12 protein-coding genes are annotated in these 14139 nt (G+C 64.1%); 10 read left to right on the top strand and 2 right to left on the bottom strand.

Annotated features, from left to right (window positions below):
- Positions 1-273: 273 nt before the first annotated feature.
- The 3 genes from DIE23_RS10040 to DIE23_RS10030 all read left to right on the top strand — a co-directional run bounded on the left by DIE23_RS10040 (position 274) and on the right by DIE23_RS10030 (position 3810).
- On the top strand, positions 274-1533 hold the full coding sequence (locus DIE23_RS10040) for an SRPBCC family protein (RefSeq protein WP_124611973.1): 1260 nt from the start codon (positions 274-276) through the stop codon (positions 1531-1533).
- A gap of 8 nt (positions 1534-1541) precedes the next feature.
- On the top strand, positions 1542-2702 hold the full coding sequence (locus tag DIE23_RS10035; RefSeq protein ID WP_124611972.1) for a hybrid-cluster NAD(P)-dependent oxidoreductase: 1161 nt from the start codon (positions 1542-1544) through the stop codon (positions 2700-2702).
- 178 nt (positions 2703-2880) lie between these two features.
- Positions 2881-3810, top strand: a complete 930-nt coding sequence (locus DIE23_RS10030; protein WP_124611971.1) for a GlxA family transcriptional regulator — start codon at positions 2881-2883, stop codon at positions 3808-3810.
- 105 nt (positions 3811-3915) lie between these two features.
- Here DIE23_RS10030 and DIE23_RS10025 read toward each other — a convergent pair whose 3' ends face one another.
- Positions 3916-4980, bottom strand: coding sequence for a polyamine ABC transporter substrate-binding protein (locus DIE23_RS10025; RefSeq protein ID WP_124611970.1), 1065 nt, complete (start codon positions 4978-4980; stop codon positions 3916-3918).
- Between the two features lie 415 nt (positions 4981-5395).
- On the opposite strand from DIE23_RS10025, the gene DIE23_RS10020 reads away from it, so the two are divergent.
- Together DIE23_RS10020 and DIE23_RS10015 are read left to right on the top strand one after the other, a co-directional pair.
- Entirely contained in the window at positions 5396-6199 is an 804-nt protein-coding gene (locus tag DIE23_RS10020; protein WP_124611969.1) for an N-formylglutamate amidohydrolase, read from the top strand.
- A gap of 88 nt (positions 6200-6287) precedes the next feature.
- Positions 6288-7289 carry a LysR family transcriptional regulator gene (locus DIE23_RS10015; RefSeq protein ID WP_124611968.1) on the top strand — a complete coding sequence of 334 codons (1002 nt, stop codon included), beginning with the start codon at positions 6288-6290 and terminating at the stop codon, positions 7287-7289.
- On the opposite strand, the gene DIE23_RS10010 is transcribed toward DIE23_RS10015, so the two are convergent.
- Positions 7268-7975: a TetR family transcriptional regulator C-terminal domain-containing protein gene (locus tag DIE23_RS10010; RefSeq protein ID WP_124611967.1), complete on the bottom strand. Its 708-nt coding sequence runs from the start codon at positions 7973-7975 to the stop codon at positions 7268-7270. The two genes, DIE23_RS10015 and DIE23_RS10010, sit on opposite strands and share 22 nt — an antisense overlap.
- Before the next feature lie 417 nt (positions 7976-8392).
- Between DIE23_RS10010 and DIE23_RS10005 the strand changes: the two genes are divergently transcribed.
- From DIE23_RS10005 to DIE23_RS09990, 5 genes are all read left to right on the top strand, one after another.
- Positions 8393-9541: a branched-chain amino acid ABC transporter substrate-binding protein gene (locus DIE23_RS10005; RefSeq protein ID WP_124611966.1), complete on the top strand. Its 1149-nt coding sequence runs from the start codon at positions 8393-8395 to the stop codon at positions 9539-9541.
- Between the two features lie 73 nt (positions 9542-9614).
- Positions 9615-9761, top strand: coding sequence for a hypothetical protein (locus DIE23_RS39465; RefSeq protein WP_185646416.1), 147 nt, complete (start codon positions 9615-9617; stop codon positions 9759-9761).
- A 12-nt stretch (positions 9762-9773) separates the two neighbouring features.
- A complete protein-coding gene (gene pruA / locus DIE23_RS10000; protein WP_124611965.1) occupies positions 9774-11384 on the top strand; it encodes an L-glutamate gamma-semialdehyde dehydrogenase in 1611 nt (536 codons plus the stop codon).
- A gap of 172 nt (positions 11385-11556) precedes the next feature.
- Positions 11557-12630 (top strand): ABC transporter ATP-binding protein, encoded by a 1074-nt coding sequence (locus DIE23_RS09995; protein ID WP_124611964.1) that lies wholly within the window; start codon positions 11557-11559, stop codon positions 12628-12630.
- A gap of 245 nt (positions 12631-12875) precedes the next feature.
- Positions 12876-14138 carry an ABC transporter permease gene (locus DIE23_RS09990; RefSeq protein ID WP_260436020.1) on the top strand — a complete coding sequence of 421 codons (1263 nt, stop codon included), beginning with the start codon at positions 12876-12878 and terminating at the stop codon, positions 14136-14138.
- Position 14139 lies beyond the last annotated feature (1 nt).

Here is a 14139-nt window from a genome sequence, read left to right as displayed (position 1 = left end):
AATCCCGTGGCCGCGCCGCATCGACCGGCGCGCCGGCGCGACATCCTGTGCTGACAAATTGCAGGGGTCAAGCCGGTGCGCCGCGGTCGCCGAAAGGCGCCGGATGCCTTCCGGGCCAGTCGAATCAGGGTAAATCAGGACGGGGAAAAGGTCGCATAACTTAAAGTAATGCGAAGCAGAAAATAAGGCGCGTTGACGCTACGAATCGGCACTCCAATACTTCCGGCAAAGCGCAATACAAGCATTGCGAAAATCAACCGATTGGAGGAGTACATGTCCGCGATCCCGCTCAAGACCCACCGTGAGTTGCTCGACAGCCGCAAGCCCGGATACGGGATGCCGGCCGGGCTGTTTGGCCGCCAGGACGTGTTCGAGACGGACGTCGAGGTCTTCTTCGAGAAGCTGTGGATCTTCGTGGCCGTGACGGCCGACGTTCCGGAGCCCGGCGACGTCTATGCCGTCGATATCGGCAAGTCGTCGATCATGATCGTGCGCGACGACGACGAGAACATCCGTGCTTACCGGAACGTCTGCCGGCATCGCGGCGCACGCCTGATGAAGGGCGGCGCCAAGGCGACCGTCGGCATGGTCGTGTGTCCGTACCACCAGTGGACGTACGACCTGGACGGCAGCCTGAAACATGCGACTCACATGGGCAAGGAATTCGACACGAAATGCCGCAGCCTGATCCCGGTGCACGTCAAGGTGGTCGGCGCGCATGTGTTCGTTTGCCTCGCCGACGAGGCGCCGGAAGATTTCTCGACGCTCGAGACGGTGATGGCGCCGCGCTTCGCGCCGCATGACATGCAGCGCACGAAGATCGCGCACGAGATGACGATCGTCGAGAACGGCAACTGGAAACTCGTGATGGAGAACAACCGCGAGTGCTACCACTGCGGCGGGACCCATCCCGAGCTCACGCAGTCGTTCCTTGCGCACGACTTCGGCTTCTGCCCGGACGGGCAGAGCGAGCAATCGCTGCGTGAGTACGACGAATACCTTGCGCACAATGCCGCCCGCAAGGAAGAGTGGGAAGGGGCCGGCTATATCTGCGAGGCGTTCGAGTCGCTCGACGAGAGCGTCGACACGAACTTCCGTTCTCAGCGGCTCGTCATTGCCGGTTCCTGCGAATCGCAGACGATGGATACGAAGGTGGCGTGCACGAAGCTGCTCGGCGGCCTGGCGCGTCGCGATCTGGGCGATGTCCATATGTGGACCCATCACTCGTGGACCCACGTGATGAGCGATCACGCGGTGGTCGCGTACGTCCTGCCGCTCGCGCCGGACAAGACGGTGGTGCGTACCGTGTGGCTGGTGCATCAGGATGCGGTCGAAGGTGTCGACTACGACCTGAAGACGCTGACGGAAGTGTGGGATGCCACGACGCGTCAGGATGCGGATCTGGTTGGGATCACGCATAGCGGCACGCAGGACCCCGCCTATGTTCCCGGCCCGTACTCGACCTACACGGAAGCCGCGCTCGATCAGTTCGCGCGCTGGTACGACGCACGCCTGAAGGCTCACGGTATCTGAGTTTCGCCATGACTGTCAGAGAGAATTTTTGCGTGTCCGGGCCGGCTGCGGAAGCAGGGGATCGCTTCTCGGACCCCGGTACCTGGGAGCGCACGGCGCCGCAATGGTCGAGCGGCGAACGCAAGACGCTGGTGTGCTGCAGGGTGCGTGCCGAAACGCACGACGTCCGGACGTTCGTGTTCCGTGCGAAGGACGGACAGGCCTTCAGCTTCGAGCCCGGTCAGTTCATCACCGTATCGGCCGACATCGACGGCGTGCCGGTCAGCCGCTGCTACACGATCTCGTCGCCGCCGACGCGGCCGTATACGTTGACGATCACGGTCAAGCGCACGCCCGGCGGGATCATGTCGAACTGGCTGCACGACACCATGCGGCCCGGGGTCGAGCTGAATGCGTTCGGTCCGTCCGGCATCTTCACGCCGGCCGCCGCGCCGGCCGTGAAGATGCTGTACCTGTCCGCCGGCTCGGGCGTGACGCCGCTGATGTCGATGACGCGCGCGGCGATCGACCTCGGCCTGAACCTCGATATCGTGTTCGTGCACAGTGCGAGAACGCCCGACGACATCATCTTTCGCGACGAGTTGAACCGGCTGCGCGAGGATGCGGACCATCTCCAGGTGATTCACGTATGCGAAGCGCTGGGGTCCGAGGCCGGTTGGAGCGGCCCGATCGGCAGGCTGAGCGTCGAACTCCTGAGCCAGTCCGTGCCGGACTATCGCGATCGCGAGGTGTTCACCTGCGGCCCGTCGGGCTATATGAACGCCGTCAGGGATCTCCTCGTTCAGGGCGGCCACGATCCGGCCCGCTACCATCAGGAAAGCTTCAACTTCGCCGAAACGGTGGCGCCGCTCGAGGACGTTGCCGGCGCAGCCGACGGATCCGGTAACGCCGCGCAAGTGGAGAGCGGCACCTACACAGTGCGGCTGGCCAAGTCGGGAAAGACGTTCGAGATGAATGCGTCTGAGACGGTGCTCACCGCCGCGCGCAAGAACGGCGTCGCGTTGCCGTCCTCGTGCAGTCAGGGCATTTGCGGCACATGCAAGACCGCGGTGCTCGAAGGGTCCGTCGACATGCAGCACAACGGCGGCATTCGTCAGCGGGAAATCGACAAGGGCCTGCGTCTGATGTGCTGCAGCCGGCCGACGTCGGATCTCGTGCTGGATCTGTAGCCCGCGCCGGACCTTCGGGTTCCGGTTTCCCCGCCTTCAGTCGGACAGCGTCCCGGGCAGCTTCGCCACGAAGCCGTCTCGGGACGTCTTCATCCAGGTCCGACCACTCCCTTGCGTTGCAATCGTGCACGACGTCTCGCCTGTTCCGGATTCGAAACCGCGCCATTTCGGGTTTCTCATGCTTCCGTCATATTCGATGATCGCGTTCACGAATGCGCTGGAAGCGCTGCGCATCGCCAATTACGTGGACCGTGTCGAGCACTATCGCTGGTCAGTCTTCTCCGTCGACGGCGTCCCCGTCGAAGCCAGCAACGGCATCGCGATCCGGCCCGTGCAGGCGCTGGATCCATCCGGCGATCTGCCGGACGTGATGATCGTATGCGGCGGCACGCACATCCGGGAGACGGTGGACGCGCGGCTGCGACAGGCGCTCGTCGCGCTCGCGAGCCGCGGGATCGCACTGGGTTCGCTGTGCAGCGGTGCGTATGCGCTGATGGCGGCGGGTTTGCTCGACGATTACCGTTGCACGGTGCACTGGGCGGATCTGTTCAGGCTGCGCGCCGAGTTTCCGGACGTCCGGATCACGCGTGAATTGTTCGTCGTCGATCGCGACCGCATGACCTGTACCGGCGGCACCGCTCCGCTGGACATGATGCTCAACCTGATGTCGAAGCATCTCGGCCCGCATCTGGTCGTTCGCGTGTCGCAACACCTGATTCTGACGCGGCTTCGAGGCGCGAGCGAGCACCAGCCGATACCGGTCGGCGCGCGTCTCGAGTCGACGCGTGCGGAGCTGGTGGAGGCGGTGAAGTTGATGGAGGCGAACGTCGAGGAGCCGCTGTCGTTCGACGATCTCGCGCGGCTCGTCGGACTGTCGGAGCGCCAGATGCAACGCATGTTCAAGCAATATCTGAACGCGTCTCCGCGCAAATACTATCTGAGCGTTCGCCTGAAGCACGCGCAAGGGCTCTTGCGCGCCGGCAACGATTTCATCACGCACGTATCGAGCCGTTGCGGATTCCCGTCGGCATGCAGTTTCAGCAAGGCATATCGACGGGAATTCGGCCATGCGCCGATTGCCGAGCGTCGCGTTCCGCGTCAGGCATAGCCGGTCGTCGAGATCGCAGCGGCACGATCGTCCGGACGGCAGGGCGGGGCGGGCCGTTCGCGATCCGGCGCACGGCCCGCCCCGCTTCACGGTTGCGTCGCCTGCTTACTTCTGGCCGAGCCAGACCGCGAACTTCTGGTTCAGGTCGTCGGAATGATCGGCCCAGAATGCGATGTTGGTGTCGATCGCATTCTTCTGGTTCTGCGGCGCGGTCGGCAGGAAGGGCGCGACCTTCGGATCGACCAGCTTGACCGACGACTGGCGCAGCGGCCCGAGTGCCGTGGCCGAGGCCAGCTTCGCGAGGGCTTCGGTCGAGGTCGCATGACGAATGAAGTCCTGGGCGGCCTTCTGGTTCTTCGACCCCTTCACGATCGCATAGCCTTCGATGTTCTTGACCTCGCCATCCCACAGGAATCCGAACGGCTTCTTGTCCTGCGTGGCGGCGACGTAGATCCGGTTGTTATAGGCGCTCGTCATCGTCACCTCGCCGTCGGCCAGCAGCTGCGGCGGCTGCGCGCCGGTTTCCCACCAGACGATCGACGACTTGATCGTGTCCAGCTTCCTGAATGCGCGTTTCAGGCCGTCGGGCGTCGCGAGCGTCTTGTAGACGTCCGCGGCGGGGACGCCGTCGGCGAGCAGTGCCCACTCGAGCGCGGCTTCCGGCGACTTGCGCAGCCCGCGCTTGCCGGGGAACCGCTTCAGGTCGAAGAAGTCCGCGATCTTCGTCGGTTCGCCGCCCTTGAACGCGTTCTTGTTGTACGTGATCACCGTGGACCACGCGACGTTGCCGACCAGGCAGTCCGACAGGCCGCCCGGCATGAAGTCGGACTTGGCCGCGGCACCCGTCGACGCGGCCGGCAGGGACGCGGGATTGATCTTCTCGAGCAGGCCTTCGTCGCACGCGCGCGTGGCGTCGGCGAGCTGCATGTCGACCACGTCCCACGTGACGTTCTTCGTCTCGACCTGGCTGCGGATCTGGGCGATCCCGCCGTTGTACGTATCGGTCTTGACGTTCGTTCCCGATTGCGACGCGAACGGACGCACCGCGGTCGCGTTTTGCGCGTCCTGATACGAGCCGCCCCATGACGAGAAAACGAGTTCGGCGGCCGTGGCAGGCAGCGCCGCCATGCCGATCACGACGAGTGCCAGCGCCTTCAAAGAGTGATTCATTTAAAGCCTCACCAAGAAATGTGCAGAAGTCTCCGCGATAGTTTTCGAGCGGCAGACGGCTTTCGATCGAAGCCGAAATGGTGCGTCTGCCGCGGTCGGCACACCCATCTGAATCTCCGCCGCGCGCCCTTTCACGTGATCGGGCTGGCGGCGGGGACTCATACGTCGTGCTTGCGAGCTGCCTTCGATGATGCCGCGATCCGCAAGCCCGCATTCCGGTCGCGAATCGATCTTGGGGTGGACGAAATTGCATCGACGCTTCCCAACGGACGCTTATGCATAGATAAAGGCGCGCTTACGATATCGCGCCGACCGGTCGCGACGCGTAGTGTTGACCGACGCGCGAACATGAACACGCGTGTCAGCGGTGCGTGCCGCGTGACACGCGTGCGGACACGAAATCGAGGGCGACGCTATGTACGATGAGGCCGGCGGTCAGATCTATCGCGGCGACGCGCCGATACTGGTTGCGGCGCCGCATGTCGGGACGGCGATTCCGGAGGCATGGCAGGCGCTGCCCGCGTGGCATGCCGTGCAGAAGATGCGGGTGGACCCGGGCGGCGCGCGACTTCGGGAAGCGGCCGCGGCGCGCGGGATGTCGTGCATCGCCGCGCGCATGCATCCGTGCGTGATCGACGTCAACATGGCCGCCGACCATCAGTCGCTTTCGTCGGAACTTGGCCGCAGCGCACTGTGCAGGCCCCATGCCCCGTCGGGGGAACGCCTCTACGGCGGCATGGCCGAGCTGACGGAACCCGAAGTGAGGCGGCGCGTACGCCAGTACTGGCAGCCCTATCACGACGCACTCGCGACCGAATTGAAGCGACTGCGCGAGATCCATGGCGACGTGCTGCTCGTCGTGCCGCACGCCAGCTCGCGGCTCTCGCCGTATCGATACCTGTCGGGCGCATCCGATTGCAACGTGGGAACGAACCGCGGTACATCGTGCGACAAGCTGCTCGTCAACACACTGACGAAGTCGGTCCAGCGCGGCGGACGTTCGTGGGTCGTCAACGGCAAACTGGCCGACGCGTTCGCGGCGCAGCACTACGGAATGCCCGCGGCAGGCATCCACGTCGTCGAACTGGAGATCGCCGGCAAGTGGCGGGAGGCGTGCGAGGCCGCACCCGTCGCCGAGTCGACCGCCGACGAGTTCGACAGGCTGCTCGGTCAGCTGCTGGACGCGTTGTCGACGTTGGCGAATGCCGATGGTGCTTGAGCAAGTGAATCGCGCGTCCGATTCGCGGCAAGGGCTTCAGGGCGACACCCTCCCGTGCTACAGTCATTTGTCACCTTGATGCCCCACCATGAAAGAAAGCGGACCTGAACGGTATCCCGACTGGGATCTCCTTGCCAGTTGGCTGGCGGTCGTGGAAGCGGGTTCCATCTCCGATGCCGCCGATCGGCTGAACATCTCGCAAGCGGGTGTGTCGCAGCGCATCAAGGCGCTGGAGACGCTGCTCGACACCACGCTGCTCGACCGTGCGACCCGGCCGGCGAGGCCGACCGCGGCCGGCCAGCGTCTGTTCGAGCATGCCGCAGCGCTGCTGCAGAGCGCGGACCAGATGGTGGAGAGCGTGCGCAACGTGTCGCGCGCCAAGCGCGTCGTCGTGCGGCTCGGATGCGTGGATTCCTTTGCCGCGACGATCGGCCCGATCATCATCAAGGCGCTGTCGGGTGCATCGCACCAGATCCGGCTCTGGTCCGGCATCACGCCGACGCTCGACGCGCAACTGGAAGCCCGTCAGCTCGACGTCGCGGTGACGACGAGCGGCACCACGCCCGCCATGGGCATTCGGAAGCAGAAGCTGTTTTCCGAGCCGTACTTCGTCGTCCTGCCCAAAGGGTTCGAAATCGATCGTCTGACGACATTGACCGAACTGGGCAAGCATCTTCAGTTCATTCGCTACAGTGCGCGATCGGTCATCGGGCAGCATGTCGACGCGTACCTGGCCGCGCATGCCGAGCACATCGAGCGGTCATGCGAATTCGACGCAACGGATCCGGCGCTGAGCCTCGTGGCCGCCGGGCTCGGTTTCGCGATCACCACACCGCTTTGCGTGTGGCAATCGCGTCACTATGTTCCCGACCTCACCGTCGTGCCGCTCACGGCGTTTTCGCGGCACGGCCGGCCGTATGCCGGCCTCAGTCGTTCGTTCTACCTCTCGTACCGCGAGAACGAGCTGGGCCATTTGCCCGCGGATCTCTACGACCTGCTTCGTCGTGCTTACGAGCGTCAGGTGTCCCGCGATATCGCGCGGACGCTGTCGCTGAAGCCCGAAGACATCTACCTGCCCGAAGCCGATTGATTCCCGGGTGCGCCGGAGCCGCCCGGCGCCTGTCGCCGCGGCGCGCCGCGCATGTTCATCCGCCACATCTGCCCGGTCGCATCGTCGATCATGCCGTGGAATACCCCGATCACTTCATCGATCGTGATGGTGCTTGCCACGCGGTGCTCGATCCAGAGCCCGTGCACCAGCGCCATCGCCTGAATGGCCCAGATCGTGGCCATGGTCCTGTCGCACCCGGCGTTTCGAAGGTCGTGGATGAAGTTCGACCGCAGGCGCCGGGAGAAGGCGGTACATAAGCGTCTCACTTCGTCGTCGTGCGCGGACGAACTCCACATGTGCGGCCAGACGTTGGCCGCGCCGGGGCTCAGGACTTCGTCGCTGAAGCACATGTCCGCCGTGAATTTCATGCGTTCGACCGGGTCGGCGATGCCGCGCCGCCCGGCAGTCAGTTGTTCGCGCACGCGCCGGATGAGGTACACGAACGTCTTGTAGACCAGGTTGTTCTTGTTCTCGAAGTGGTGGTGCACCAGGCCGACCGAGACCCGGGCGTATTCGCTGACTTTCCGGATCGTCAGGTTCTCCAGCCCGACCTGCCCGACGACTTCGAGCGTCGAATCGATCAGCTTGAGGCGCATGCCCTCGTATTGCGCGGATTCATCCTTGCGGCCGTCGGAAACGGTTCCGCGGCGGCTGCCATCTTCCATGATCGTGCTCCGTGCCTTCCAGATTGAGTGCTGCTTGCCGTCATCCCGTGCGGAGCAGTGAAGCGTCCGCACGATGATAGCGCCGAATGTGCACGGCTGAACAAGCGTTCATGCCGATCCGGTGGCAGTCGGCACCTGCGTTTTTCAGTTGATTGAACAATTGTTCATGTTGGTGCATGCCGAATCGGAAGGGATATGGCATAAAACGACAGATTACTAGTGTTAATGCGCATGCAGACCGTGCGTTTTTATTTTTGATATCGGTCTGATCGGCTATATAGTACATCGAGCTGTGTCGATACTGAACAAATGTTCAGATTCATTGGCCGATATTCGCCCCTATTAATCGGGGTCTGATGTCGGGGCCAAGCCGTCACGGCGATCGATCTCCCTCCATCTCTCTGCAGGACTGAACCCATGCTCAATTTTTCGCACAAGGCGCTCGCCACCTGCCTGAGCGCCATCGCGTTGTCCGTCGCCTGCGGCGCGGCCTACGGGCAACAGGTCGTCAAGATCGGCGTTTCGAGTCCGCTCACCGGGCAGAGTGCGGCAAGCGGCAAGGACATCGAGAACGGCGTTCGCCTCGCGCTCGAGGAGGCGAATGCGCAGCACATCAAGCTGGGCGGGCAGGAAGTCCGCTTCGAGCTCGATGCTGTCGACGACCAGGGTGACCCGCGCATCGGCGTGCAGGTCGCGCAAAAACTCGTCGACGACGGCGTGGTCGCGGTGGTCGGCTACTACAACTCCGGCGTGGCGCTGCCGTCCTCGCCGATTTTCGCGAAAGCCGGTATTCCGCTGATCGATCCGGCGGCGACCAATCCGGCCATTACGCGCCAGGGGTTGAAGACGGTCTTCCGCATCATTGCGACCGACGCGCAGAACTCCGGCAATGCCGGCAAGTACGCGGTGACCGTCACGAAGGCGCGGCGCATCGCGGTGATGGATGACCGGACCGCGTTCGGCCAGGGCGCGGTGGAGGAGTTCAAGAAGGCCGTCGCCGCGGCCGGCGGCAAAATCGAGCTGTCGGAATTCACGAACGACAAGGCCGTGGAGTTCAACGCGCAGCTCACGAACGTGAAGGCCGCGCAGGCCGATCTGCTGTACTTCGGCGGGCTCGACGTGCAAGGCGGCCTGATCACGAAACGGATGCGGCAGCTCGGCATGCGCACCCAGTTCGTCGGCAGCGGCGGCATTGCCGATCGCATCTTCATCAATGACGCCGGGCCGGCCGCGGAGGGCGCGATGGCGTGGGAATACGGGCGGCCGATCGAGTCGCTGCCGCAAGGCAAGGCGTTCGTCCAGAAATACAAGAACCGGTTCGGTTCCGACATGCTGACCTATGCGCCGTTTGCGTACGACTGCGCGTGGGTGGCGATCAACGCGATGAAGCAGGCCAATTCCGCGAAACCCGCCGACTTCCTGCCCGCGCTGCGCGACACGCACTACGAAGGCATCACCGGAAAGATCGCATTCGACGCGAACGGCGACCTCAAGAACCCGACCTCGACGCTCTATCAGGTGAAGGGCGGCCGCTGGGTTCCTGTCACGACGATCGGCGCGGAGTAGGGCCCGTTCACGCCAGGAACGGGCCCTGGCCTCGGCGTTCCATAACGATGTCCGATTCTTTGCATAAGTCGACATGAAGCAACGCGGGGCTTTTTTGGCAGCCACTACTCTCGAAACTGAAGTGGCCGATCCGGGACATGCTGCCGAAACCCGCGCCGAACACGGGGAGAACCCGATGACGGATGCGGCCTCCCCGATCGGTTTTATCGAAACGATTTGACAAGGAGTGAGCGTGAGTTCAGGTGCACAATTTCCGCTGCCGGCCAATGAACCGGAAGTGTCGTTCCGCCCGGGAACCGAAGCCGCAGACGCACTGAGCAAGGCCCTCGGGCAACGCGAAGTCGTCGACATCCCGACCGTCATCGGCGGGAAGAAATATTTCTCGAACGATACGGTCGAGGTGCGCGCACCGCACGATCATCAACGCGTGCTGGCCCGCATCCACCGCCCGACCGAAGCGCAGGTGTCGGAAGCCATCGCGAGCGCGAAATCGGTGGCGCGCGACTGGGCGGGCCTCCCGCACGCCAGCCGCGCGACGATTCTGCATCGGGCTGCCGAAATCATCGCGACGCGCCTGCGCGTGAAGATCAACGCGGCGACGATGCTCGGCCAGAGCAAGACGATCGACCAGGCCGAGCCGGACAGCGCGTGCGAGTTGATCGACTTCCTGCGCTTCAATGCGTTCAATGCGCAGCGCGTGTACGCCGAACAGCCGCTGTCGGTGCCGACCGCGGTCAACCGCGCCGACTGGCGGCCGCTCGAAGGCTTCGTGTATGCGGTCTCGCCGTTCAACTTCACGGCCATCGGCGGCAACCTGACGACCGCGCCGGCGATCATGGGCAATACGGTGCTCTGGAAGCCGTCCGAAAAGTCGGCGCTCGCGAACTACATTTTCTACGAAGCGCTGGAGGAGGCAGGCCTGCCGCCGGGCGTCATCAACTTCGTGCCCGGCGACGCCGAGATGACCACGCGTGTCGCGCTCGCTTCGCGCGATCTGGCGGGTATCCATTTCACGGGGTCGTCGGCGGTGTTCCAGTCGCTGTGGAAGGGCGTGGCGTCGAAGGTCGACGCGTTCCGCACGATTCCGCGTCTCGTCGGCGAAACGGGCGGCAAGGATTTCGTGCTGGCGCATGCGTCGGCGAATCCGTCCGAAGTCGCGATCGCGCTCATTCGCGGCGCCTTCGAGTACCAGGGCCAGAAGTGCAGCGCCGCATCGCGCGCCTATGTTCCGAGCAGCCTGTGGCCGGCGGTGAGCAAGGAGCTGTGCGAGCGCCTGGCGGAACTCAAGGTCGGCGATGTCGCCGACGCGAACACCTTCATGGGTGCGGTGATCTCGCAGGCGTCTTACCAGAAGCTCAGCCGCGTGATCGGCGCGGCGAAGGAAGACAGCGCGGTGACCGTCGTGTCGGGCGGCAAGACCTGGTCGGATCCCGGCTACTTCGTCGAGCCGACCGTGCTGCAAGTCTCGGATCCGAAGCACGCGCTGATGACGGAAGAGCTGTTCGGCCCGGTCCTGTCGGTGTTCGTCTACGACGACAACGCGTGGGCGGACACGCTCGAGCTCATCGATGCGACGAGCCCCTACGCGCTGACCGGCTCGATCTTCAGCACCGACCGTTTCGCGCTGCACCAGGCCGAAGCCGCGCTGATCAACGCCGCGGGCAACCTGTACCTGAACGACAAGCCGACCGGCGCGATGATCGGCCAGCAACCGTTCGGCGGCGGCCGGGCGAGCGGCACGAACGACAAGGCGGGCTCGTACCTGAACCTGCTGCGCTGGGCGTCGCCGCGCGTGGTCAAGGAAACGTACCTGCCGCCGCGCGAGTGGCGGTTCGGCGCATAAGCCCGGGTCGGGATTTCCGCGAAGCTTTGCATGAGGTCAGGGTGCGAAGCATGGGTCGGAGCAAGTGCTGAAGTACTTGCTCCGACCGACATAAGCGCAACTCTGATCCACCGCGAAGCATGGGATCAGAGTAAAGCGCTAAAGCGCTAACTCTGATCCACAGGAGAATACGATGTCGACGATCGTCTCATTCAAGAACGTCCAGAAGACCTACGACGGCGAAACGCTGGTCGTGAAAAATCTCAACCTCGAGATCGAGCAGGGCGAATTTCTCACGATGCTGGGGCCGTCCGGGTCGGGCAAGACGACCTGCCTGATGATGCTCGCGGGCTTCGAAACCGCCACGCACGGCGAGATTCTCCTCCAGGGCAAACCGATCAACCGGATCCCGCCTGAGCGCCGCAACATCGGCATGGTGTTCCAGAGCTATGCGCTGTTTCCGCACAAGTCGGTCGCGGAAAACCTCGCGTTTCCGTTGAAGGTCCGCAAGGTCTCCAGAAGCGATATCGACACGAAGGTGATGCGGGCGCTGCGGATGGTCAACATGGAGAAGTTCGCGCACCGCATGCCGGCGCAGTTGTCCGGCGGCCAGCAGCAGCGCATCGCCGTGGCACGCGCACTCGTGTTCGAGCCGGCGCTGGTGCTGATGGACGAACCGCTCGGCGCGCTCGACAAGCAGCTGCGCGAGCAGATGCAGTACGAAATCAAGCAGATTCACGAGCAGAGCGGACTGACCGTCGTCTACGTCACCCATGACCAGGGCGAAGCGATGACGATGTCGGACCGGATCGCCGTGTTCAACAACGGGATCATCCAGCAGCTCGCGTCGCCGTCGGAACTCTACGAGAAGCCCGCGAACGCGTTCGTCGCCCGCTTCATCGGCGAGAGCAACGAGCTGAACGGCGTCGTGTCCGCGCTCGAGCATCCGCGCTGCGTCGTTCGTCTCGACGGCGGTCAGGCGATCCATGCCAGCGCGAACGGCGGGATCCAGCTGTCGGGCAACACCAGCGTGTCGTTGCGTCCCGAACGCATCGCGGTGGGCGAGCAGGCGCGCCGGTGCGACAACGTGTTCAGCGCCGGCGTGAAGGACCTGATCTATTACGGCGACCACCTGCGCATCGTCATGCAGGTGTGCGGCCGTGGCGATTTCATCGTGAAGCTGCCCAACGACGGCGCCGCGCGCAACTTGCGGATCGGCGACGCCGTCGATATCGGCTGGATGGCCGACGCGTGCCGGGCACTGTAACGTTGCTGCAGCAGGGCCGGCGTCTCGCCGGAACACCGGGGCAATTCAGCGTGGAGACCGTGAAGCGAACCGGAATAAATTATCTGGATTCCTTATCGTCATGCTCTGCACGGACCGAGCCGGCGACCTGAACCAGAAGTTTGCGGTCCGGCCGGCCCGGAAGTCACCGGACCGACCACAGCCCATACCAGGAGGCGCGGTTGCAACCGCCGAACATGATGATTCTTCCCAGTGATATGACGGTCATGACACACGGGATCGAGAACGTTGCCGTTCCCGATTCGAAGGCGCTCAAGGCCAAGTTGCGCAGGACCGAACGTGCGGGCCAGATCAAGGCGATGCTGCTGATGTTTCCGCTGCTCGCCTTCCTGCTGGTAACGTTCCTCGTGCCGATCGGCAGCCTGCTGCTGAAAAGCCTGCGCGACCCGACGGTGTCGCAGGAACTGCCGCATACCGCGGCCATGCTGCGCGAATGGGAACCGAAGGCCGGCAAGGTGCCGGACGAGCAGCTGTATGCGACGTTCGGGAAGGAGCTGGTCGCGAGCCGGGCGGGCGAGGGGCTCAGCCGCATCGCATCCCGCCTGAACTACGACGAAACCGGGATGCGCGGCCTGCTGATGAAGACGGCCCGACAACTCGCGGACGATACGGCCGCGTCGGGCGGAACGTGGCGCGCGCGGATGTCGGCGATCGATCCGCGCTGGGATGAACTCCGCACGTGGTCGACCGTCAAGTACGCCGCGTCGCCCTGGACGTTCGGCTATTACCTGAAGGCGCTCGACTTCAAGCGCGACGAAACGGGCGAGATCGTCCGTCAGTCGCCGGGCGAGCGGCTGTATATCGGCGTGTTTCTGCGTACGGCCTGGGTCAGTATCGCGGTGAGCCTGCTGTGCCTGCTGTTCGGCTATCCGGTCGCCTACTTCCTGGCCAACATTCCGGCGCGATACAGCAACGTCCTCATGATCATGGTGCTGTTGCCGTTCTGGACGTCGATCCTCGTGCGCACGACCGCGTGGGTCGTCGTGCTGCAGACCAACGGTGTCCTGAACGACTGGCTGATCCGGCTCGGCCTCACCGATTCGGCGCTGCCGCTGATCTACAACCGCTTCGGGGTGCTGGTCGCGATGACGCACATCCTGCTGCCGTACGCGATCCTGTCGCTGTACAGCGTGATGAAGGGCGTGCCGAACCTGTACATGAAGGCGGCGCGCTCGCTCGGGGCCGGCCCGATCCGCTCGTTCTTCCAGGTGTATTTCCCGCAGACGCTGCCCGGCGTCGGCGCGGCCGGCATGCTGACCTTCATTCTCGCGGTCGGCTACTACATCACGCCCGCGATCGTCGGCGGCCCGGAAGACCAGCTGGCGAGCTACTACATCGCGAACCACGTGAATTCGACGTTGAACTGGGGGCTCGCCAGTGCGTTGGCCACGATCTTGCTGGCAGGCGTGCTGATCGTGTACGGGATGTTCGTTCGACTGACCGGCGGTGCCGGCGTGAAGCTGGGGTGAA

The organism is Burkholderia sp. Bp9143 (assembly GCF_003853645.1).
Taxonomy (GTDB): Bacteria; Pseudomonadota; Gammaproteobacteria; order Burkholderiales; family Burkholderiaceae; genus Burkholderia.
This window is presented reverse-complemented; position numbering and strand designations above follow the sequence as displayed.

Bases quoted from the DNA above. Each gene is read 5' to 3' on its own strand.
- DIE23_RS10030 (WP_124611971.1), top strand. From the start codon at position 2,881: ATGCTTCCGTCATATTCGATGATCGCGTTCACGAATGCGCTGGAAGCG.
- DIE23_RS10040 (WP_124611973.1), top strand. From the start codon at position 274: ATGTCCGCGATCCCGCTCAAGACCCACCGTGAGTTGCTCGACAGCCGC.
- DIE23_RS10010 (WP_124611967.1), bottom strand. From the start codon at position 7,975: ATGGAAGATGGCAGCCGCCGCGGAACCGTTTCCGACGGCCGCAAGGAT.
- DIE23_RS10035 (WP_124611972.1), top strand. From the start codon at position 1,542: ATGACTGTCAGAGAGAATTTTTGCGTGTCCGGGCCGGCTGCGGAAGCA.
- DIE23_RS10020 (WP_124611969.1), top strand. From the start codon at position 5,396: ATGTACGATGAGGCCGGCGGTCAGATCTATCGCGGCGACGCGCCGATA.
- DIE23_RS10025 (WP_124611970.1), bottom strand. From the start codon at position 4,980: ATGAATCACTCTTTGAAGGCGCTGGCACTCGTCGTGATCGGCATGGCG.
- DIE23_RS39465 (WP_185646416.1), top strand. From the start codon at position 9,615: ATGAAGCAACGCGGGGCTTTTTTGGCAGCCACTACTCTCGAAACTGAA.
- DIE23_RS10005 (WP_124611966.1), top strand. From the start codon at position 8,393: ATGCTCAATTTTTCGCACAAGGCGCTCGCCACCTGCCTGAGCGCCATC.
- DIE23_RS10015 (WP_124611968.1), top strand. From the start codon at position 6,288: ATGAAAGAAAGCGGACCTGAACGGTATCCCGACTGGGATCTCCTTGCC.
- DIE23_RS09995 (WP_124611964.1), top strand. From the start codon at position 11,557: ATGTCGACGATCGTCTCATTCAAGAACGTCCAGAAGACCTACGACGGC.
- DIE23_RS09990 (WP_260436020.1), top strand. From the start codon at position 12,876: ATGACACACGGGATCGAGAACGTTGCCGTTCCCGATTCGAAGGCGCTC.